Here is a 22309-nt window from a genome sequence, read left to right as displayed (position 1 = left end):
TAGGAATCTATCGCCGGGCGTGGGCAGCTGGAGGCTGCTACTGGACCCGACGGAGGGTTGCAACAATCATCAATCATCCTCCGCAGTCATTGAGTTCTGGATTCCGCCAAAGTACCTGGCGGGTTATGGGCAAATTAGCACTACCCGGGGATAGGAGCAAGGATAATCCCGGGAAGCCTCTTAGTAATTGCCCCGCCACAAAAAGCAAAGCCGGCAAAAGCCGGCCTTCGAATCCGATTACAGCGAGTGCATCACCTTTCTCGACTCACCATAACCCGATCAGCTGAGTATAGATCCGGCTTTTTCTTTCGCCATCGCGTTTACTCGAGAAGCATCTTCTCCTGCGGGTATTTCCACCAAGTGACGAATCTATAAAGGTTTTATGACACCCCCAACCACCTCCCCCAGACCTCCACCTCCTCGGGGTGGGAGGCCGTCAATGCGTGACTGCGATTCAATACCAACTGAGAGAACCGCAACAAGTACAACAAAAAATGGGAAGCGCTATGCCAGCAACAAAATTTACAGGCCCCAGCACAAGGGCGGGGCTGATTCTGGGGGCAGTCTTCTGCTCCATCCAATTACCGGTTTGGGCATCTGACACACCAGATCCCACAGAGGTCAATATTCCCGGCAACCTACAAAGCCAACTGGGCTGCGATGGCGACTGGCAACCAGGTTGTGTCGCCACCCTGCTCAGCTATGACAGCGAAGACGACAAATGGCAAGGTAGCTTTTGGGTACCCGCCGGCAACTGGGAGTACAAAGCCGCTCTCAACAACAGCTGGGATGAAAATTATGGCTCGGGTGGCCAGCGGGACGGCGGTAATATTTCCCTCAGCCTGGATGAGGCCCGCGAAGTTAAATTTATCTACGACCACGAGACTCACTGGATCACCGACAACCACAATAGCGTGGTCGCCGCTGTAGCCGGCAACTTCCAATCCCTGCTCGGGTGTCCGGGAGACTGGCAACCCAGTTGCCTGCGCAGCTGGATGCAGGATGCCGATGGAGATGGCACCTATACCTTTATCACCTCAGCGCTTCCTGCCGGCCCCTATGAATTCAAGGTAGCCCTGGACGAAGGCTGGGAGGAGAGCTACGGCAACAATGGAGCCAACATCAGCTTTAACGTGGCTGCCGATTACGATGAAATCTACTTTGCTTTTGACTCGAATAGTAAAGAAGTCACCGTCAGCAGTGATGGCTTCGCCAAGGGTGACCTGAGCAGCGATAAAGCTCACTGGGTGGATACCAGCAGCTTTGCCTGGGATATCCAGGTGCAGGAAGGCACCAAGGTTAAATTGCACTACAGCAACAGCGCCGAGCTAAAACTGGAGGACGGTGATATCCGTTCCGATGGCACCATCGATCTCACCCCTCTCGCCACCCTGCCCGACAGCGCCCAACAAAAATTCCCGCACCTGGCCAGTTTCAGTGCCTGGCAATTGCCGGGGCAGGCTTCCACTAGTGATCTGGTCACCCAGCAATTCGCACTCGCCGCCTACGACGCGGAGGGCACGTTACTGGATGCGACTGGTGTGCAGATGGCAGGCGCGCTCGATGATCGCTTCTACTACGACGGTGAACTCGGTGCTCGTGTCGGCGAGGAGAGTATCCAGCTCGATCTTTGGGCGCCCACTGCACGGGCAGTAAAGCTGCACCTGTTTACAGACCCCAGCAGCGATAGCGCCGATCACGTGGTATCCATGCTACGCGATGAATCTACCGGGGTTTGGAGTACCGATATCGATAAGCAGTGGGACCGCAGCTTTTACCTCTATGAGGTCGAGGTGTATTCCTACTTCAGCCGTCAGATTGAAACCAACCTGGTCACCGACCCCTACTCCCTGAGTCTCTCCATCAATAGCGGCAAAAGCCAGATCGTCAACCTGGATGACCGGGACCTGAAGCCACACGGTTGGGACCGCCTGCGCAAGCCCAAGTTAACCCAGCCGGAAGATATCAGTGTCTACGAGCTGCACGTACGCGATTTCAGTATTGCGGATCAAACTGTCCCCGAAGCAGAGCGCGGCACCTTCAAGGCTTTCACCCGCAAGCACAGTGACGGCATGCGCCACCTCAATAAACTGGCCCGCGCCGGCCTCACTCATATCCACCTGCTGCCGGCCTTTGACTTTGCCACAGTCAATGAGGATCACATGCAGCAGCAGCAAACACCGGACCTCTCAGACTACGCATCGGACAGCAGCGAGCAGCAGGCCCAGGTAGATGCAATTCGCGATACCGATGGCTTCAACTGGGGCTACGATCCATTGCACTACACGGTCCCCGAAGGCAGCTATAGCAGCGCTCCCGATGGACCTGCACGCATTCGCGAATTCCGTCAAATGGTGCAGGGGCTATCCCGCTCCGGCCTGCGACTGGTAATGGATGTGGTTTACAACCACACCAGCTCCTATGGCCAATACGACAACTCCGTACTCGATAAAATCGTCCCCGGCTATTACCACCGCCGCAATCTGGAGGGCGGTGTGGAAATGAGTAGCTGCTGCGCCAATACCGCCAGTGAGCACGCCATGATGGAAAAGCTGATGATCGATTCCCTGGTCACCTGGGCCCGGGCCTACAAGGTGGACAGCTTCCGTTTCGATCTGATGGGACATCACAGCCTCGACAATATCCTCAAAGCGCAAGCGGCACTGCAATCACTGACCCCGGCAGCCGATGGTGTCGATGGCAGCGCTATCTATCTGTACGGCGAGGGCTGGAATTTTGGCGAAGTGGCTGACGATGCTCGCTTTGTACAGGCCCGCCAGGGCAATATGGCAGGCAGCGGTATCGGCACCTTTAACGATCGCCTGCGCGATTCCGTGCGTGGTGGCAACCCCTTCGGAGGCTTTGAGGAGCAGGGTTTTGGTACCGGTCTGTTCACCGACAGCAACGGTAAGTTTGAGGGAGAAGATGAGCGTGCCACACTGCTGACCCTGGCAGATAAAGTCCGCGTTTCCCTCGCCGGCAACCTGGCGGATTATCCTTTTGAAGATGCCAACGGCAATATCATTACCGGCAGCGAGCTGGTCTATAACGGCCAGCCCACCGGCTATACTGCCGACCCGCAGGAATCCATTAATTATATTGCCGCCCACGACAACGAGACGCTATTCGACGGAGTACAGATCAAAGCCAACGACAGCGCCGACTTGGCTGAACGAGTGCGTATCCAGGCATTCAGTAATTCCCTGGTTCTGTTCGCCCAGGGAGTGCCGTTTATCCACGCAGGTCAGGATTTCCTGCGCTCAAAGTCGATGGATCGGGACAGTTACAACTCCGGTGACTGGTTTAATGCACTGGACTTCAGCCTCGCCACCGATAATTGGGCTGCGGGTTTACCTATCGCAGATAAAAACGAAGATAACTGGTCCCTGATGCAACCTTTACTGGCAAACCCGGAATTGGCTCCCGAGCGCCGGCACCGCTTGTGGAGCTCTGCTCTATTCCGCGAGCAGCTGGCGATTCGCAACAGCTCTCCCCTGTTCCGCTTGTCTGATGCAGAGTCCGTAGAGGCACACCTTAATTTCCTCAACACCGGACCCGACCAGATTCCTGGGCTGATTGTGATGGAGTTATCCGATTCCAATGGCAGCATCGATCGCCGCTTTGAACGTATTGTGGTGCTGTTTAATGGCGATGACGAATCATTGGAATTTACCAGCGAAAACCTTATTGGTGAGCACCTGTTCAAGCACCCACGTCAGCGCCGATCAGTAGACTTACGCCTGCACAAAGTAAAATTTGATAGGAGCAGCGGCACCTTTACTCTGCCCGGCCGAACTACCGCAGTATTTGTGCAACCACGCCGTAGATATTAATTCTTCATAAATTTTAAAAGGCCGTATTTTCCGGCCTTTTTTATTATTTAGACGGCCTGACTCAGCTCTTGACAATTAATCAAACACACAATTATCACACTGCGTATTTTGATTAGCGTGCATCGAAGTAATAGATATAAGCTCTAATTACGAAAAATCTTCCTTTCGCACCATTCCATTAACTCTTCCCTTATACGCGACACCAAAATGGGCCCACTTGTGTCTATACAAATACCCTATCATTCACTACCAACAAAAAACCCTTAAAAGAAAAAAACATTATTATCTAAGCAATCACAGCCAAATAAAATTAGTAAAATACTGAAAATTTAGCCTAAGGATAATATCAAAGTAATAACCTTAATAGTTATACAGATGCTTTTATTAGGTAAATTCATTGAGAAAAATGGACTAGAACCAACAAATGGCCCCGAGAATTTTAGAAATTCCATACCGCTAACCTTGCCGCCCCCCCAAAAACTCCACCACCTTCCTCACCCCTTAGAAAAACAACAACCCCAAATAAAAATCCACCGCACACTAATAGATTATTTTTGTTTTAAAATGGCGCCCTACTCCTTACCTCAATATACCCCACCTTAAATTTCAACTTTATAATTAACCTCCGATGTAAAAAAAGAGCCGCCAAACAATAACAAATGACAGTTGAAGAAAAACGAAAAGGCCCGATGCGAGCTTACTCAATAAAATTCAACAAATTCGAACGGACATTTAAGCAATAAACACCAAATAATATTCAGCAACATAAACAGGCAGGGAGCAGTTATGGAAACTTACACCGGATTTACCGATAAGCAGCGTGAAGCTACCGCAAAGGACTGCTTCAGGCGTGCGGCCAGCTGTATTTCATTGGCAGAGAAAGGCATGGCCAACCGCGACGACAAAACAAAAACACTATTTAAAAAGTGGTTTGGCACCGCCTCAAAAGAAGAAATGGAAGAAGTTTCATCTAAGATATATCGCATGAACTATTATATCAATAATCTTCCTATTACCATCAATGATGCTCATGCCACCCTCGGCTCAAATACCAATGCAATGGCGACACACGTCACCAGCATCGGCAATAGCAGCTACAAACAAAGAAAAGACTACAGCAGTATAAACGGCGTTAAGATTGACCTGACAGATCGCTTTTTTAATTCACTAAAACGAATCCAAAGTAATTGTCAAACTCAAATTGAAACGCTGATACACGAATTATCACACTTAGCAGCTGGTACAGCAGATGCTCCCAACGGGTCATGCTATGGGCGCATCAACGCCTTAGCCCTGGCAAGTGGCGACAATACGCAAAGAGCTTATGCAAGAAATAATGCTGAAAATTATGGCTTTTTTGTAGTCGCTGTCGGCGGTGAAATACCAGTGCACTCTCAGAGAGCACCAATTGGTAGCGGTCGCAAATGGGCAGTTGTTGAACCATCTAAGCTAGTGCGTTAGCAGATCTCATTGGGCACTTCGCGAACCAATCACGTCGTGCCCTCTATGTCTTAACGGGCCTCGTTATTCCCTTCATCCTCGTTTTCAATCAAGTGACCAAGTTTGCCTTTTTTAGTGGACAAATACTTGGCATTGTGGGGATTGCGACCGGACTGGTGCGGCAGGCGCTCAGTCACATTGATGCCCAAGTCCTCCAGCGCTTTTACCTTACGCGGGTTATTGGTCATCAAGCGAATGGCATGAATACCCAGGTGTTCGATCATTGCTTTCAGAATCGAGTAATCCCGCATATCCGCGCCAAAGCCCAACTGCTCATTGGCTTCCACCGTATCCGCACCACAATCCTGCAAGTGGTAAGCGCGAATCTTATTTAACAGACCGATACCGCGGCCCTCCTGGCGGAGATAGAAAATAGCTCCACGCCCCTCCATCGCTATGCGATGCATCGCATGTTGTAGCTGGGCACCACAATCACAGCGCAGGGAGAATAGTGCATCTCCGGTCAGGCACTCAGAATGAATACGGGCCAACAGAGGCTCTTCGGTATCGAAGTCACCCATGGTGAGTACCACGTGCTCTTTTCCGGTTTCCACTTCCTCGAAACCGTGCATCTCAAACATACCCCAAGAGGTGGGCAGTTTTGAGGATTCCACAAAACGAATGGTCAACTTAATACCTCTTTAAATCAGTGTCGAGCGCGCAGTAGCAGCACGCCGCCCTGCTGTTCCATATCAACCCGACTGAGAAAACTATTGCCGAGAAGCACTACGCTGGGAAAATCATCGGAGTGTACAGTCGCATCAACATTGTGAAGCTTGATTCCGCCAATGGTTACACTGTTCAAGCTCACTTTGTAAGCCCTGGTAACTCCATTGGCAGTGGAAACCCGTATTTCTTGTGCAGTATCCAAATTCAAACCGAGACGGCGAGCGGTGGGATAATTGAAGGCAATGCTGGTAGCACCGGTATCCACCATCATCGGCACTCTCATGCCATTAACCCAGGCATCCGTCATGTAATGACCCCGGCTATCAGCGGAAAGCCGTACTTCAGCCTTTGCCGCCTTGGCAAAACTGGTTGCGATAGGAGCCGCCAAAGTCAGCTTTTGCTCCTGCCCAGCAACACTGATCCGTGCATAACGAGTAGTCGCTTCCAACAGGGTGACGCCCTCTGGGGATTTTTGTCCCGCCTTAAGGATTTTCTGGCGGCCATCAATCTCCAGCATGGCGCTATCGCCAAACAGACCTTTTAGCTGCACCTGCTGAGCATTGACATTCAGTGCAAGTAAAAAGCTAACTACAAATGCAAAATAGCTGCGCATTGATCTTCCCTATCCAACCTAGACACCCAGTACCCATGCGGTTAATTGCAGCACCAGTGACGCGTAAACGGCGGCCAGTATATCGTCGAGCATAATTCCAACGCCACCTTGCACCTTGCGATCAGCCCAACCAATGGGCGGGGGCTTGGCAATATCAAATATCCGGAAGAGGACAAAACCGTATAGCGCCCAAGCCCAACCTGCAGGAGCCATAAACATGGTGAGCCAGTAGCCCACCATTTCATCCCAAACAATACCGCCGTGATCGTGAACTCCCATTTTCTTGGCAGCTGCACCACATAGATAGCAACCTACCACACCGGTAACAAACACAATGGCCAGATACCAGAATGGAGGCAAATCCTTCATCAACCACCAAAAAGGAATCGCTGCCAGGGTACCAAACGTACCCGGCGCTTTGGGTGCCAGCCCGGAGCCGAACCCAAATGCCAACAGAAGAGTGGGATCGCGCAACAGCTGAGAAAATGTCGGGTTGTTAATGCTCATGTTATTGAATTCTCACAAAGGCACTATGGTCTACACAATGACTTAAAAGTGCCTATAGCCTGGCGATTGAGCAACCCAGGGGTTCCCGTGATAGGAGCAGCGTACCTGCGCCCCCCCCTCAACGAGTTTCCCTATGGGTGTGAAACCCAGCTGACGAACTTGATCAACAGCGGCTGCCGGTGCAGTAAAACAGAGCTGATAGTCATCCCCTCCACAGGCCGCCAGCTCTACGGCAGTATCAGCTGCCAATCGATTGGCCAGGGGTGCTATGGGCAGAGATTCCAGGTTTATTTCTGCTGCCACACCGCTCGCTTTGCAGATATGTCCCAGATCCCCCAATAATCCGTCGGAAATATCCAACGCACTGGTAGCAATGCCTGCAATCGCGCTGGCGGTTTCTAATTGCGGCTCGGGAAAATAGAAAGCCTGCTCCGCCTCCCGCCGCACTGACTCAGTCACATTCCGCTCTGCCAAAATAACGGGCAGGGCTGCTGCGGCAGCGCCCAGTGGGCCGCTCACATAAATATTGTCGCCGACAGAAGCGCCGTCCCGCCGGAGGGGCTTTTCGGTATGGCCGATCACCTGAATCGTAATGGACAAGGGGCCAGCGGTAGTGTCGCCACCCACAAGGGAAACCCCAAACTTGCCGGCAGTTTCCAGCAGGCCACTGGCGAATTTCTCCAGCCAAACGGAGTCGCTATCGGGTAAGGTCAGGGCAAGGGTAAACCAGAGGGGGCGGGCATTCATTGCCGCCAGATCACTGATATTCACACGCAGTGCACGGCTCGCAACCATGAATGGGTCAGCACCTGCGGGGAAGTGACGGCCTGCTACCAGGGTGTCCATAGAAGTGGCCAGCTGCCCGCTGACAGGTGCTTGCAATAGCGCGCAGTCATCGCCAATCCCCAGGGCTACACCTTCGCCCTGGGGAGCGCGGGCGAAGTAATCGCGGATGATCTCAAACTCCCCCGGCGCTTTAGACATAATTGCTGGCTCAGCCCTTCTTGTCTGCGGCTACCTCTGCCGAGCGCAGGTCCGCAGCGGTCTTATCCAAAATGCCATTGATAAACTTGAAGGCATCGGTGGGACCAAATTTTTTCGCCAGGGCCACCGCCTCATTAATGACAACCTTGTAAGGCACATCGATACGGTTTTTCAGCTCGTAAGTGGCCATGCGCAACAGCGCGCGGGATACAGGGTCCAGGTCTTCCACTTTGCGATCCAGGTGCGACGTGTAAGCGCCCTCTACCTCATCAAGGTTTTTCGCTACGCCGTGGAAAATATCACGAAAATATTCCACGTCGGTTTTGCTCATATCATTATCGGCGTGAAACTCGGCCTCAATGGAATTAAGGCTGGCGCCGGCCATCTGCCACTGATAGAGCGCCTGCATGGCGTAGTGACGTGCCTTACGGCGGGCGGATGCAGTTACGGTCATTGTCTTTTCCGGTAGATACTTCACAGAATGGGCTGCACCGACACACCTTTTGTGCCGGCGCGCCGGCAATTAAATCTTGCCGAGTAGGGAAACCATTTCCAGGGCGGTTTCGGCGGCTTCACAACCTTTGTTGCCAGCCTTGGTGCCTGAGCGCTCGATAGCCTGCTCAATGGAGTCCACAGTCAGCACGCCAAAGGTGACGGGAATGCCAGTATTCATGGATACCTGAGCCAGGCCTTTGGTGCACTCGCCAGCCACATACTCAAAGTGCGGGGTGCCACCACGGATAACCGCGCCCAGGGCAATAATGGCATCGAACTTTTTAGTCTCAGCCAACTTCTGTGCCGCCAGGGGAAATTCGAATGCGCCCGGGGCGTAGTAGATAGTGATATCTTCATCCTTGATACCCTTGCGGCGCAGGGTGTCCAGTGCACCATCCTTTAGGCTTTCAACCACAAAGCTGTTCCAGCGGCTCACCAACAGTGCGTATTTGCCCGTACTGCCGACAAAGTCCCCTTCGATCACTTGAATATTACTCATAATTTTCAATCCGTATTTCTTGTCCATCGCCGCCGCTATCAGGACAGTAGCGGCGCTTCAGTATTGTTACTCTTTTACTAGGGTTGCGGCGCTTCCACGTTCAGGTATTCCTCTACCTCCAGGTCAAACCCGGAAATAGCACTGAACTTGAACGGTGCGCTCATCAGGCGCATTTTGCGCACCTTGAGATCCCGCAGAATTTGCGAACCGGTACCTACCTGCTTGTACACCAAGTCCTGGCTGGGGCGCTGTTGCTTGCCGCTGATCAGCCAATCAATGCTCTCTTCGATTTCTTCGGTGGTTTCGTTGTGGCAGATCAGTACCACAACACCCTTGCCCTCTTCTTCAATACGCTGCATCGCGCGGCGGAAGGTCCACGGGGTGAATTTTTCATCGCCGCGCTGAATCGTAAGCACATCGCGCAGAGTATTTCCCACATGCACACGAACCAGGGTCGGCTCTTCTGGGGTGGGGTCGCCTTTAACAAAGGCAAAGTGGCGCTCGCGGCGGGCCTTATCGAGATAAGTGCGCAGCTTGAACTCACCGAACTCGGTGCGCACCTTGCGCTCATTAACGCACTCAACGGTTTTCTCATTCAGGGCGCGATAGGTAATCAGGTCGGCGATAGTGCCGATCTTCAGGTTGTGCTCTTTCGCGAACTTTTCCAGGTCCGGGCGGCGGGACATGGTGCCGTCTTCATTCATAATCTCAACAATCACCGCAGCCGCCTCAAAACCCGCCAGGCGGGCCAGGTCGCAACCGGCTTCGGTGTGGCCTGCGCGGCTTAATACACCGCCGGGCTGGGCCATAATGGGGAAAATATGGCCGGGCTGTACAATATCGCTGGGCTTGGCATTTCTGGCCACAGCGGCGCGAACCGTGCGCGCGCGATCGGCGGCGGAAATACCGGTGGTGACACCCTCTGCCGCCTCAATGGATACGGTGAAGTTGGTGCTGAACTGGGCTCCGTTGTCCCGCGACATCAGCGGCAGGTCCAACTGCTCACAGCGCTCTTTGGACATGGGCATACAAATCAGGCCACGGGCATGAGTGGCCATAAAGTTGATGTCTTCAGCGCGAATCTGCTCCGCAGCCATCACCAGGTCGCCCTCGTTCTCGCGATCTTCATCATCCATCAGGATTACCATTTTGCCCTGGCGGATATCGTCGATCAGTTCTTCAACCGTATTTAGTTCCATGGTTAACTCTGGATAAATTTATCAATTGCAAATAGAGCGGCTATCGCTGCTGTTTTCGCCGTGGTGCACGGCCCATCTTTAGCGCTTGTAAAACCCGTTCTGGGCCAAAAATTCGAGGGTCATGCCCCCACCACTAGGCTTGGCTGCCTCATCACCGAGGAGTAGCCGCTCCAAGTAGCGCGCAATCAGGTCCACTTCCAGGTTGACCCGAGTACCGGCGGTATAGCCGGCCATAATCGTTTCCTGCAACGTGTGTGGCACTATGGTGAGTTCAAACTCAGCCCCATCCACGGCATTGACCGTGAGGCTGGTGCCGTCGACGGTGATAGACCCTTTATGGGCAATATAGCGAGCCAGGTTTTCCGGTGCGCGCAGGCGGAATCGCTCGGCGCGAGCCTCGGACTTGCGCCATACCACCTCGCCAATACCATCCACATGGCCGCTGACAATGTGTCCACCCAGGCGGGTCTGGGGTGTTAGTGCTTTTTCCAGATTGACCCGGTCGCCTTTTTTCCAGCGGCCCACCGTTGTCACATCCAGGGTTTCCGCAGAGACATCCGCCCAGTAACCATCACCGGGCAGGTCAACAACCGTGAGACAAACACCATTGGTGGCAATACTGTCCCCCAGTTGCACATCACCCAGATCCAGCTTACCGCTGCGCACACGCACACGCAGGTCGCCGCCCTGGGGTTTTAACTCTGCAATCTCGCCTAAGGCTTCAATAATTCCGGTAAACATCAGCGCTCGATATCGGTTGTTGCAGTAATGCGCCAGTCGTGACCAACTGCGCGCATATCGGTAATCGTAATCGGCAGCATCGAGCCCATACGCTCGATAGGCAGTTCAAACAGCGGTCGCCCGGTGCTACCCAGCAGTTTTGGCGCCATATAAACAATTATTTCGTCGACATGGCCCCGGTAGAGGAATTCACCAGAGAGGGTCGCACCGCTCTCTACCAAAACTTCATTGCACTGGCGTCGCGCCAACTCCTTGAGCAGGGCGAGCAGGTCTACGCGGCCCTCTTTGTCGTGGGGTAAAACCACGACTTCCGCACCCGTTTTCTCAATACGCTCGCGGCGCTCGGCCTCCGCGCGCTCTGTCGTGCACACCAATGTGGGGGCATCCCCCTGCAAAATAAAGGCTCTCGCTGGGGTACGCAGCTGGCTGTCAACAATTACTCGCAGCGGCTGCACTTCGGCGGCTCGCTCTGCGGCCAGCATTTCCAGTGCCATTTCATCGGCGCGCACATTGAGATTGGGATTGTCGAAGCGCACCGTCTCAACCCCGGTAATCACTGCACAACTGCGAGCGCGCAGGCGCTGTACATCGGCGCGAGCCGCAGGGCCCGATACCCACTTTGACTCCCCACTGGCCATAGCGGTGCGCCCATCCAGGCTCATGGCGGATTTGCTTCGCACCAGGGGCAGTCCCAGGGTCATACGCTTGATAAAGCCAGGGTTTAGAGCGCGACACCTCTCTTCCAGGATGGGACCTTCCACTTCAATCCCAGCATCGCGCAATATTTGCAATCCGGCACCGCTGACATTCGGATTCGGGTCCTGCATTCCGTAAATAACCCGGGCCACGCCGGCCTTTACCAGCGCCTCGGCACAGGGACCTGTGCGGCCGGTATGGCTGCAGGGCTCAAGAGTGACATAAACCGTAGCCCCCTGAGCCAGGTCGCCGGCATCACTCAGGGCTTCGATCTCAGCGTGGGGTTCGCCGGCCCGCTTGTGCCAGCCTTCACCGACAATATTGCCATCCCCGTCAGTAATCACACAGCCCACTCGCGGATTCGGCATAGTGGTGTAGAGACCGCGCTCTGCCAACTGAATAGCGCGGGCCATCAGTGCTTCCGCACTGTGTACAACCGTTTGACTCATTCTGTCTTCGATCCCTTACTGGTCAGGCGTTCAATCTCTTCTCTAAACTCGCTGACATCCTCAAAACGGCGATAGACAGAAGCAAAGCGCACATAGGCCACCTGGTCCAGCTCACGCAGTTGCTCCATCACCAATTCACCAATAGCACGCGCCGGCAACTCCCGTTCTCCGGTCGCCTGCAGGGCGTGTTTTATTTGAGATACCGCCGACTCCACCCGCTCAATACTCACCGGGCGCTTTTCCACAGCGCGCTGAATACCCGCGCGCAACTTGTCTTCATTAAACGGCTCGCGCTGGCCATTTTGCTTGATCACTCGCGGCAGCAGCAGCTCCGCAGTTTCAAATGTGGTAAACCTCTCGTGGCACTCCAGGCACTCGCGCCGGCGGCGTACTTGGTCGCCCTCAGCCACCAATCGGGAATCGACTACTTTTGTTTCTTCTGCGCTGCAGAACGGACAGTGCATGTGGGATTATCCCCGGAATGGAAAATGGGCCGCAGTTTACCACAGCCGTTGCACTGTGTGACCGCGGCACGCACAGCCACAGTGCATCGCAAGTTCAACAGGGACACATAAAAAAAGCGGCTCTATGAGCCGCTTTTTTGTCAGCAATGCTGATCAGCCTTTTTTATACACAGGAAACTCTGCGCAAATACCCAGAACCTTCTGCTTCACATCGGCGATAGTGGCTTCAACATCACCATTCTCCAGTGCGTCCAGCACGTCGCAGATCCAGTGAGTGAGCTGTTGGGTTTCCTTTACACCAAAGCCGCGAGTAGTGATTGCCGGGGTACCGACACGCAGGCCGCTGGTAATGAAAGGAGAGCGCGGGTCGTTGGGTACTGCGTTCTTATTAACGGTGATGTTGGCGTTACCCAGGGCTTCATCCGCATCCTTACCGGTGTACTCTTTACCAATCAGGTCAACCAGCATCAGGTGATCATCGGTTCCACCGGATACAATGTTGATACCGCGATCGAGGAAGGTCTCCGCCATTGCGCGGGCATTTTCCACAACCTTCTTTTGGTAGGCCTTGTATTCAGGGGTCATGGCCTCTTTGAAAGAAACCGCTTTCGCCGCGATCACATGCATCAGCGGGCCACCCTGACCACCGGGGAATACGGCGGAGTTGAGCTTCTTCTCAATTTCTTCGTTGGCGCGCGCCAGGATGATACCGCCGCGGGGGCCACGCAGGGTTTTGTGAGTAGTAGAAGTCACAACATCGGCGTGGGAGATTGGGGAGGGATACTCACCAGCGGCAACCAGGCCCGCAATGTGAGCCATATCCACAAACAGGTAAGCTCCCACTTTGTCAGCGATCTCGCGGAAACGCGCCCAATCCATCACTCGGCTATAGGCAGAGAAACCAGCCACGATCATCTTCGGCTTGTGTTCAAGCGCCAGGCGCTCAACTTCCTCGTAATCCACTTCGCCAGTTTCCGGGTTCAGACCGTACTGCACTGCATTGTAGATCTTGCCGGAAAAGTTAACGCGGGCACCGTGGGTAAGGTGGCCACCGTGGGCCAGACTCATGCCCAGTACAGTGTCACCTGGGGCGCAGAGCGCCTGGTAAACAGCCGCATTAGCCTGTGATCCTGAGTGCGGCTGCACATTGGCGTAGTCAGCACCAAACAGCTCCTTGGCGCGCTCAATGGCCAGGGTTTCCACTTTGTCCACGTACTCACAACCGCCGTAATAACGCTTGCCTGGATAGCCCTCGGCATACTTGTTAGTCAGGCTGCTGCCCTGAGCTTCCATTACCATTGGGCTGGTGTAGTTCTCAGAGGCGATTAACTCGATATGGTCTTCCTGACGAGAGTCTTCCTCCTGGATGGCTTCCCAAATTTCCGGGTCGTAAGAAGCTAAAGTGACAGATGAATCAAACATGGTGTTCCCTCGGTAAAGCGGGCTTGAGTAGAGGCTTGTAAAACTCGATACCACAGCGCCCAGACTTATGAGTAGGACCAAAGGCTCCCAGCGTGGGATGGCCCTACTGCTCAATGCATTCTGGGCATTTTAGAAAGGCGCGCATTGTACACCAAGGGCAGCATGAATGCGCAAATGCAGAGACGTGGCGGGACCAACCCGTCCACCTTGAAAAGACGGTCAGAATTTGTACACCACAGAGCCAGACCAGTAATTCACGTCGGACTCAATGATGGTGTAATCCAGTTCCAGGGTCGCCTCGTCGGTCAGTTTGAAACCAGCCCCGAGCCCGGCAGATGCCCCGTTATCCGAGTACTCTTTCTCCCAATTATCTATCTCCAACTCCTCATGGAGGTAGCCGATACGACCTTTCAGATAAATGTTGCCCGGGCTGCGGTAGGTGGCATAAACAGCTTGTGTTGCCAGGGAGTAGTTGTAATCGTACCAGTAGTAGTCGAACTCACCATCAATGACAGAGTCGGTGACTTCTGCCTCGAATCCCCAGCCAGAACCCCAGGTATAACCGGCTCGAATCCCCCCATTTAAAGGACTCTCCCCCCTGGCATCAACATCCAAAACACCGAAAACGCCACCGATATACGCACCCTGCCCATAAGCGGTAGCGGAACACAACAGAGCGGTAACTGCAGCCATTGCCTTGAGATTAAAGCCCACCATCTTCCCCTTAAATCTCGAAGTCTGATCAAAGGGCAGGGATTATAGGGACATGATCAATTGGCACAAGTGTTCACTTAGACAAGTCAGAATGTAACCTAGGAGCTTCTAAAAAGAGATGTCTCCATTAGTTAAATTTAGGAAAGGGACAATTAAAATCTCAGCCTAAACCCGCCTGACCAATAACTGACATCCTTCTCTAATACGGTGTACTCAAGCTCCAGGTGATAAATTTCATTCAGGCTATAACCAATTCCAGCCCCTAAGCTGACACCCAAGTCATCACTACTTTCGCTGCCAACAGAAACGTCTTCATAGAGAAGGCCCAGGCGTCCTTTCAGGTACCAGTCCCCCTCTGTTCTGTAAGTCGCATAAGTAGCAAGAGTACGTATGTCTACATCCACATTCCGACCATAAGCCTCAGTCTCACCACTTAATAGTGAACTGGTATATTCACCTTCCACCCCAAAACCCGAGGCCCGCACATAACCTGCTCGCAGTCCCAAATTCAGTGGATTATCGACCCCCTTGAAATCAAAATCAGCTATTCCGGCCACACCCCCCCAGTAGACGCCCTCGGCAATTGCGCCCGCTGAAACAACGAGTGCCAGCACACCTATACCAGCCTTAACTATTTTCATTAACACTCCCATCCTGTTGCATTAACTTTGTCGTGACACACAAATAGGGCGCTGCGGAATAATTCGATGACAACCTACGACTTCAACACCAATAAATTTATTGAACAACGGGAAACATCGCAGCATGCTTAAATGTGCAACAACACGTCATTAGAAATTATTAAAATATGAAGGATCAAACACACCCTTATCTAGGTCCGACAGAAGAGCGTACTTGTGGAAAAAACTGAAGAAAGGGCTACTCGAAAATAGGTTTAATTTATCTTGTGGTCAAATACAACGAGGTACAGATAAGAGTTGAACCAAGGAATTCAGCGGCATGGTCAGCCTCATACCTATTGATAACCCCAGTCCTCCCCTGAGTAGGTAGCGGTAAATTCCACCTTGAGTCCCACTAAGTCCCCCTCACTTGATCCAAATCAACTTTGGATTGGTACATATGGCAACAATAGACCCATCGACAAATCGCGGAGGTCTGGGATGAATGCCATCTACCGACAACTGTGCTGTGACCATAAACATATGCAAGAGTTGCTCAACGCCTTTGAGCAATTACTCCTGGATCTTTTTGGCTGCGGCGACCGCGATCCAAACACCTTGTCACTGATCCTTGATGCTTTGGATTATTTATCGGCGTACCCGGATAGATATCACCACCCAGTTGAGGACTTAATATTTTCCCGGCTGTTGACTAAGCCAGTACATGACAGGGAATCAATTTACGAAGCGCAAATGCAGCATGAAAATATAGCCGCAGCGACAAAACACATGTGCGCTTTATTTTATGCTATTGCCAATGATGCGACCGTTGAACGGAGAGTGCTGCAAGGAGCTTGCAACACCTACCTGAAGCTGCAACGCAAGCATATGGACTTGGAAAATAAATCTATTTTCCCACAGATCGAACAGTACCTGGGGACTACCGACTGGATTTATATTCAGAAACAGGTCAGTGAATTAAGCTGCAGATATTTCGACAGGGCAACCAGAAAAATTTACGAGTCCCTGCACGAAGATCTGACACAACATCAAATGCCCGCGCAGGCATTAGCTTAGGTCACCAAAACAGCAGGGAGGAAATGTTAATGCAGTTTAAACGCCACGGCATATCCATTGGCATGGAACGCATAAATGATGAGTTTTTCCTTTACATAAAGGCAATTGGTGAGTTAACCCATGAGGATTATGAGCATATAACACCACTATTAGAATATGCTCTGGAAGGGGTAAAAAAACCTCAGGTTCAATTGCTGATTGATCTTCGGGATTTCGAGGGCTGGGGGATGCACGCGATCTGGGATGAGTTCAAGCTGGCCTTAAAGCACGGCAATGAATTCTCGCATGTCGCTGTACTTGGGGATGAGGAGTGGCAGCAAATAGCCACAAAAGTCGGGAGCTGGTTTGTTAGCGGTGAAGTCCGCTATTTCAAACAGCAACAAGAGGCCATGGATTGGCTACAGGAAACAAGGAAGACGGGTATTGGTCACAAGGAATCTGAAAAGGAATTAGCTTTCTCCACACACTCCTGATAAGTAGTGGATTAAGGGGGCGTTTACGCCCCCCTTTTTTTACCCGTAAATTACTCAGTTACTTATTTCTAAGTATTCACCTTCCTCTTTTTACTGTCCCAGGAAGGCGTTCCCAATATAAGATTACCTACGCTCAACTCGTTACGGCAAAAAGAACAGTAAATATTCTCATAGTGTAAGTTGTTCCGATGCAGAATATTGAGCACATCAGCCAGGGTTGGACTCTTTTGATTGTGCCTATTTCGAATCGTCAAGAAGTTAGCTTCCATCTTTGTGGTGTACAAAGAAGCACCAACTTTTGCGTCATACAGAGACTTTTGAAAGGGATCATTTAAGTCATATTGCTGCAGTCTTGCCTGATTCCGAATAGCTTTCACATTGTGATTATGGGCTTCATCCACAACATTCTGAATCTGAGCGTAACTCTCACCATCATTAATAAATCGGCGCGATAGGCGACCAAAAATCTGTCCGGCTGTACTGCCGTGGTACCCCTGGAATTTTTTCAACATATAGTTACGGCATATCTTACCCTTGCCAATATGCTCATGAACTTTTGCTTTCCCATCTACAACATCTTGTAGTCCAGGATCTTCCAACGTGTAACCGTGAGGTGCAAAGAAAAGCAGGTTGTCGCCACCGTGGCCTTTATTATAAAAAACCTGCTTGGTTGCGGCACCGTGGGCAGAAATCACCAGGGACGGCGCATCCCCAACATTGGTACCTTCCGGTGCAAAAATTTTGACTAAATCCAATTCACGAACAGGCATATGACACCTATCTAACGTCGAGTACAGAAATAAGAGGGTCACCCCTCCAAACAAAACAACCGTACTAACAACCTACTATGACCAATCATCCATACTCAAGTTTTATTGCATGATTTTTGACATTAGTCACGAAGAGGAAAATTTTTTGGACTAAGTATTAGTCAAATAAGTGAGGTATGAAATAAATATGACAAAAATAAGGAGGAATTGAGGAAAACAGTTTAGGCCCGGCAAGCTCAAGGAAGTGAGCTGTAACAAATTGGTAGATGGTGACCCATAATAAAAATGCATTCACATTTCTAGCTTAACGGGCACCATCTTCTCTCTACTTAAGAATTGAATACGAAGTTAGAAGACACCGTTTAGGTGGTTGGTCGCTGCATTTTGCTGTCCCAGGATGGAGTTCCAATAAGGATATTGCTAAAACTCACTTCGCTTCGACAAAAAGAACAATAGATATTTTCATAGTGAAGATTATTTCTATGCAGAATGTTTAGAACATCCACTAAGGTGGGGTTATCCATTTTTACTCTATTGCGAATAGTCAATAAGTCCGCCGACATTACCGGCTTAACCCCTTTCTTAATATAAGGTTGATGCATGGGATTATTGGGATCCAGATTTCGCACCCTCTCATTGTGCTCATGGGCATTATCTACAGCCTTTTGCACATCAGCATAGCTCTCACCTTTAATAAAATGGCGAGTAACGCGGCCTAGAATCTGACCGGTTGTTGACCCGTGATACCCCTGATATTTGCTCAGGGTATAGTTATGACAAACCTTTCCCTTACCAACCCACTCATGATATTTGGCATTGCCACTCAAGACGCTACCAATACCTGGATCATTTAGAGAATAACCATGGGGAGAAAAGAAAAAGAGGTTATCCCCTCCGTGCCCTTTGGGATAAAAAATTTGCTTGGTTGTTGCACCGTGAGCAGAAATTACCAGGTTGGGAGCATCTCCCACTTGTGTTCCTTCCGCTGCAAAAATCTTAACTAGATCAAATTCTCTGACAGGCATACTTCCCTTCCTCTCACTTCTTATTTTTTTGAGGCTTACTGACTAGCGCTCTGTGACAAAGGCTACTATGGCTTATTGGATATTTGCTAGAGGTGTGAAATACAAAAAATACCAGGCAAGAGAACTACAAATATCCAGGCTATACAGCCAAACCCTCTTAAACAAAGGAGAAAAGAAAACACTTCCAAAATAGCGGCACTCAATTAGAACCATCGTACCCTTTTGAGGCGGCAGTATTCGCAGCTATTCTGGCCAAAATGACCCAGATACTGCCGAAATAGACAAGGAATAAAAATTAAAATTAGGAGGCTTTATGCGCCAGCGTGCTCAATAGCCGATATAAAAAAGAAGCGTTAGGTTCCAGAAAATCAATTGGAAAAGTGAAAAACCTGTACGGCTATCAGTCGTAGCCGCAATGGGTTCCAGCCAATTCACTCAACGCCAGCAAGTCAAGGATTTCAACCATTCGACCACTAACATTCACCAGTCCATCTCGCTGAAAACGCGAAAATAAACGGCTCACCGTCTCCGCTGTTAACCCCAAGTAATTGGCGATGTCCGTTCTCGGCATAGAGAGTACAAATTCACGGGGGGAGTAACCACGACATGCATAGCGACTGGAAATATTAATCAACAATGCCGCTAAGCGAGCATCAGCAGCACGCTTTCCCAGCAACATTAAGATTTCATTTTCCTGCCGCAACTCTTCGGAAAAAATGCTATAGATTTGCTGCTGCAGTGCTGGAACTTCCTGAGCTAAGGTTTCCAGTTGGTCAAATGGCAACAAGCACACACTGCTGTCTTCCAGCGCCTCCGCATAACTGGGGTGAACCCGACTACTATAAGCATCGAGCCCCAACAGCTCACCAGGAAGGGCGAAATGTGTTACCTGGATATTCCCATCTGCACCAATGACTACCGTTTTGACACTTCCAGAGCGAATCGCATAGAGATTTTGGAATGGATCACCTGCTCGATACAAGGTTTCACCCGCTTTAATTACCTTTTTCTTGCGGGTAACCCGTTCAAGCCGGTCAATATCTGCCTGCACCAGCCCTGCAGGCAAGCACAAACGCCTGACTGAACAGTTACTACAACTTACGGCCTGCGCTGACTTGGTCATAGCTAGGCAACCAAATTCTTTTACTGACAGTAATACTATTACCGGCCATGAATCAGCTTTTTGACTCTTTCGTAACCGGCTTGTCCTGCTAAACACACTCCATAATACTAAGCGACACACATGGTAGTTAGTAACTTGCCCTATGTGCTAAATTCGTAAAGTTAAAAGATAGTTTCACATTAAAAGCAACTTTTATATTTCTTTAAAAGTTAAAAGATTAAAACTCAGGTAAAAAGCTTTCGATTACCATTCGTTGCTGTTTTTTGCCATCCTGATCCATACCGCTCTTAAAATTGCAAAGTTCATTGGCCCACTTGGATGTTCTGACCCGAATAGGTGGCTCCTCAGCCTGTACCACTTGTAAAACCACCTCGGCTACTTGGTCAGATGTCTGGTATATCTCAGCTGTCTGCTCTGGGCTTCGCGACCTCATACCACCAATATACTGATTGAAGACCCCCTGGTATTCATCTTCGGGATACCCCTGGCTCCGCTCCAACTGCGAAAGCACATTATTGGCAAACTCTGAGTGGATTCCACCGGGCTCGACAGCGGTAAAATTAATATTAAAGGCAGGGGTAATATAACTTGCCAGGGCCTCTGTATAACCCTCAACAGCAAACTTTGCCGCACAATACAGCTCATTGAACGGCTGCCCAACTAGCCCACCCACTGATGAAATATTGATAACGTGTCCACTACGAGCTTCGCGCATATGGGGTAAGACTGCTTTAGTGCAGCGAACTACACCGAGGTAGTTCACATCCGTCACCCAGCGTATCTCTTCTTCGCTGGCGTGTTCAGTGGTCTTTACAAAACCAGCGCCAGCATTGTTGATCAATAAATCGATACGCCCAGCATGCCGGATAATGGTATCTACGCAGTTCTGAATACTGTCAGAATCTGTTACATCCAATTCCATCACTTCGAGAGCCGCCCCCTGAGGAGCCGCATTTATCAGCTGGTCGGCCTTGGAGAGATCTCTCATGGTGGCAAAGACCCTAAACCCCTGCTTAGCCATTTGCAGCGCCAGACTCTGCCCCAGCCCTGTGGAAGTCCCGGTAATCAAGGCAACCTTACTCATTGCTCTCTCCTCAGTATCCGTTAATCAATCTCAAAATGTAAACTACTCAGTGCAGTATACACGTGAATGGCATTAAGTAAACCGACCGGTGTATTTTTGGCGATGAATCTGGCTGCGGCTGAACAATAGGGCTGGCGAGTCAGAGTAAGCCGTAAAATAAGCTCCGCCAGCTTTATTCTCAGAGGGCGTAACCTGATACCATTAGCGCCCTTTTATAGCCCAGACAGTTTCTGTGAGTCGGAATGTTGGATAGCCTCAGGTGCATTCACGTTCACAGGTAGTCCCGCAACAAGGTATTTCTATGTCCATTGCCGATTTGAACTTTTTGAAAGCACTGCCAAAAGCCGAGCTTCATCTCCATATCGAGGGTTCACTGGAACCGGAGCTAATGTTCGAGTTGAGCAAGCGCAACAATATTGAAATTCCCTTTTCCAGTATTGAGGAAATTAAAGCAGCCTATAAATTTCATAATTTACAGTCCTTCCTCGATATTTATTATCAAGGCGCTTCGGTCCTGATCCATGAGCAGGATTTTTATGATCTGACCATGGCTTATCTCAAGCGCTGTCGTGAAGACAATGTTGTCCACACAGAGATTTTCTTTGACCCCCAAACCCATACAGAGAGGGGCATTGATATCGGTGTGGTTATCAAGGGTATTAACAGCGCTCTTGATGATGCAAGAAATGAGTGGGGAATAAGTAGTCACCTTATTTTGTGCTTCTTACGCCACCTGAGTGAAGAAGAAGCAATTGCCACCTTGGAAGCGGCAAAACCATACCTGAACTTAATAAAAGGTGTAGGGCTGGACTCTTCTGAGCTGGGTCATCCACCCAGCAAATTTGAGAAAGTTTTTGCTATGGCCAAAGAGCTAGAGCTTGAGAGAGTTGCCCACGCTGGTGAAGAGGGGCCTGCCGATTATATTGTAGAGGCTCTCGATCTTCTGGACGTGAGCCGAATCGACCATGGGGTTCGCTGCGTTGAGGACGAAGCACTAATTGAGCGCCTGAAAGCGGAAAATATCCCCCTGACCGTTTGCCCGCTCTCCAATACCGCACTCTGTGTGTACGACAATATGAGCCAACACCCCATTTTGTCACTCCTCGAGCGCGGCCTGTGTGTCACTGTTAATGCAGATGATCCCGCTTACTTTGGCGGTTACGTTAATAAAAATTATCTGGCCCTTAGCGAAAGTCTGGGCATGACTAAAGAGCAGGCTAAAAAACTGGCCCTGAATAGTTTTAAAGCGAGCTACATTTCAGAGGCAGATAAAGAAAAGTGGGCGGAGGCAATATCAGCAATCGAAACGGTTGCTGAAGTTTAGTGGATTGGGTAGTGTCCTGACTGACCAT

At 50.7% G+C, this 22309-nt stretch carries 22 protein-coding genes; 5 read left to right on the top strand and 17 right to left on the bottom strand.

The genetic code is table 11. The features are described 5' to 3' along the window. The first annotated feature begins 506 nt into the window (after positions 1 to 506). Together pulA and ACJJI6_RS19975 are read left to right on the top strand one after the other, a co-directional pair. Positions 507 to 3833 (top strand): pullulanase-type alpha-1,6-glucosidase, encoded by a 3327-nt coding sequence (pulA, locus tag ACJJI6_RS19980; protein WP_475711860.1) that lies wholly within the window; start codon positions 507 to 509, stop codon positions 3831 to 3833. A 786-nt stretch (positions 3834 to 4619) separates the two neighbouring features. Beyond that, entirely contained in the window at positions 4620 to 5294 is a 675-nt protein-coding gene (locus ACJJI6_RS19975; protein ID WP_475711859.1) for a M35 family metallo-endopeptidase, read from the top strand. Between the two features lie 50 nt (positions 5295 to 5344). Here the strand turns inward: ACJJI6_RS19975 and ribA are convergent, their stop codons facing one another. The 13 genes from ribA to ACJJI6_RS19910 all read right to left on the bottom strand — a co-directional run bounded on the left by ribA (position 5345) and on the right by ACJJI6_RS19910 (position 15426). Beyond that, entirely contained in the window at positions 5345 to 5962 is a 618-nt protein-coding gene (gene ribA, locus ACJJI6_RS19970) for a GTP cyclohydrolase II (RefSeq protein ID WP_475711858.1), read from the bottom strand. A gap of 17 nt (positions 5963 to 5979) precedes the next feature. Continuing rightward, positions 5980 to 6615, bottom strand: a complete 636-nt coding sequence (locus tag ACJJI6_RS19965; RefSeq protein ID WP_444925963.1) for a retropepsin-like aspartic protease family protein — start codon at positions 6613 to 6615, stop codon at positions 5980 to 5982. A gap of 18 nt (positions 6616 to 6633) precedes the next feature. Next, entirely contained in the window at positions 6634 to 7122 is a 489-nt protein-coding gene (locus ACJJI6_RS19960) for a phosphatidylglycerophosphatase A family protein (protein WP_413663383.1), read from the bottom strand. A 42-nt stretch (positions 7123 to 7164) separates the two neighbouring features. Next, positions 7165 to 8106 carry a thiamine-phosphate kinase gene (gene thiL, locus ACJJI6_RS19955; protein WP_444907218.1) on the bottom strand — a complete coding sequence of 314 codons (942 nt, stop codon included), beginning with the start codon at positions 8104 to 8106 and terminating at the stop codon, positions 7165 to 7167. Between the two features lie 10 nt (positions 8107 to 8116). Continuing rightward, complete coding sequence (gene nusB / locus ACJJI6_RS19950) at positions 8117 to 8560, bottom strand: transcription antitermination factor NusB (protein WP_282931196.1); 444 nt, start codon at positions 8558 to 8560, stop codon at positions 8117 to 8119. 69 nt (positions 8561 to 8629) lie between these two features. Continuing rightward, entirely contained in the window at positions 8630 to 9100 is a 471-nt protein-coding gene (gene ribH, locus ACJJI6_RS19945; protein ID WP_108735355.1) for a 6,7-dimethyl-8-ribityllumazine synthase, read from the bottom strand. Positions 9101 to 9177: 77 nt separating this feature from the next. Then, complete coding sequence (gene ribBA, locus ACJJI6_RS19940) at positions 9178 to 10299, bottom strand: bifunctional 3,4-dihydroxy-2-butanone-4-phosphate synthase/GTP cyclohydrolase II (protein WP_413663385.1); 1122 nt, start codon at positions 10297 to 10299, stop codon at positions 9178 to 9180. Positions 10300 to 10377: 78 nt separating this feature from the next. Continuing rightward, positions 10378 to 11040 carry a riboflavin synthase gene (locus ACJJI6_RS19935; RefSeq protein ID WP_108734575.1) on the bottom strand — a complete coding sequence of 221 codons (663 nt, stop codon included), beginning with the start codon at positions 11038 to 11040 and terminating at the stop codon, positions 10378 to 10380. Beyond that, positions 11040 to 12185, bottom strand: coding sequence for a bifunctional diaminohydroxyphosphoribosylaminopyrimidine deaminase/5-amino-6-(5-phosphoribosylamino)uracil reductase RibD (gene ribD, locus ACJJI6_RS19930; RefSeq protein WP_413663386.1), 1146 nt, complete (start codon positions 12183 to 12185; stop codon positions 11040 to 11042). The genes ACJJI6_RS19935 and ribD overlap by 1 nt, the downstream gene beginning before the upstream one ends. Beyond that, positions 12182 to 12649 carry a transcriptional regulator NrdR gene (nrdR, locus tag ACJJI6_RS19925; RefSeq protein WP_108734577.1) on the bottom strand — a complete coding sequence of 156 codons (468 nt, stop codon included), beginning with the start codon at positions 12647 to 12649 and terminating at the stop codon, positions 12182 to 12184. The genes ribD and nrdR overlap by 4 nt, the downstream gene beginning before the upstream one ends. A 153-nt stretch (positions 12650 to 12802) precedes the next feature. Then, the gene (gene glyA, locus ACJJI6_RS19920; RefSeq protein ID WP_475711857.1) at positions 12803 to 14071 is read right to left on the bottom strand and encodes a serine hydroxymethyltransferase; all 1269 of its coding nucleotides are present in this window, start codon (positions 14069 to 14071) and stop codon (positions 12803 to 12805) included. Positions 14072 to 14290: 219 nt separating this feature from the next. Further along, positions 14291 to 14785 (bottom strand): porin family protein, encoded by a 495-nt coding sequence (locus ACJJI6_RS19915; RefSeq protein WP_445355629.1) that lies wholly within the window; start codon positions 14783 to 14785, stop codon positions 14291 to 14293. Positions 14786 to 14937: 152 nt separating this feature from the next. Next, positions 14938 to 15426 (bottom strand): outer membrane beta-barrel protein, encoded by a 489-nt coding sequence (locus tag ACJJI6_RS19910; RefSeq protein ID WP_475711856.1) that lies wholly within the window; start codon positions 15424 to 15426, stop codon positions 14938 to 14940. A 480-nt stretch (positions 15427 to 15906) separates the two neighbouring features. Here ACJJI6_RS19910 and ACJJI6_RS19905 point away from each other — a divergent pair, with 480 nt between their 5' ends. Next, entirely contained in the window at positions 15907 to 16482 is a 576-nt protein-coding gene (locus ACJJI6_RS19905; RefSeq protein ID WP_444896049.1) for a hemerythrin domain-containing protein, read from the top strand. Positions 16483 to 16511: 29 nt separating this feature from the next. Further along, positions 16512 to 16955, top strand: coding sequence for a SpoIIAA family protein (locus ACJJI6_RS19900; RefSeq protein ID WP_282931190.1), 444 nt, complete (start codon positions 16512 to 16514; stop codon positions 16953 to 16955). A 68-nt stretch (positions 16956 to 17023) separates the two neighbouring features. On the opposite strand, the gene ACJJI6_RS19895 is transcribed toward ACJJI6_RS19900, so the two are convergent. The 4 genes from ACJJI6_RS19895 to ACJJI6_RS19880 all read right to left on the bottom strand — a co-directional run bounded on the left by ACJJI6_RS19895 (position 17024) and on the right by ACJJI6_RS19880 (position 20957). Next, complete coding sequence (locus ACJJI6_RS19895) at positions 17024 to 17725, bottom strand: putative adhesin (RefSeq protein WP_444896048.1); 702 nt, start codon at positions 17723 to 17725, stop codon at positions 17024 to 17026. Between the two features lie 362 nt (positions 17726 to 18087). Continuing rightward, positions 18088 to 18750: a putative adhesin gene (locus tag ACJJI6_RS19890; RefSeq protein ID WP_444907215.1), complete on the bottom strand. Its 663-nt coding sequence runs from the start codon at positions 18748 to 18750 to the stop codon at positions 18088 to 18090. A 400-nt stretch (positions 18751 to 19150) separates the two neighbouring features. Next, a complete protein-coding gene (gene fnr, locus ACJJI6_RS19885; RefSeq protein ID WP_444896046.1) occupies positions 19151 to 19873 on the bottom strand; it encodes a fumarate/nitrate reduction transcriptional regulator Fnr in 723 nt (240 codons plus the stop codon). Positions 19874 to 20090: 217 nt separating this feature from the next. Further along, positions 20091 to 20957: an SDR family oxidoreductase gene (locus ACJJI6_RS19880; RefSeq protein ID WP_475711855.1), complete on the bottom strand. Its 867-nt coding sequence runs from the start codon at positions 20955 to 20957 to the stop codon at positions 20091 to 20093. 259 nt (positions 20958 to 21216) lie between these two features. Between ACJJI6_RS19880 and ACJJI6_RS19875 the strand changes: the two genes are divergently transcribed. Beyond that, positions 21217 to 22281 (top strand): adenosine deaminase, encoded by a 1065-nt coding sequence (locus tag ACJJI6_RS19875; protein ID WP_475711854.1) that lies wholly within the window; start codon positions 21217 to 21219, stop codon positions 22279 to 22281. Positions 22282 to 22309: the final 28 nt, after the last annotated feature.

The sequence above is a fragment of the Microbulbifer maximicatervae (SeqCode) genome, from assembly GCF_056232625.1.
Note: the sequence above shows the minus strand (reverse complement) of the source record. Positions and strands in the feature narration are given on the sequence as shown.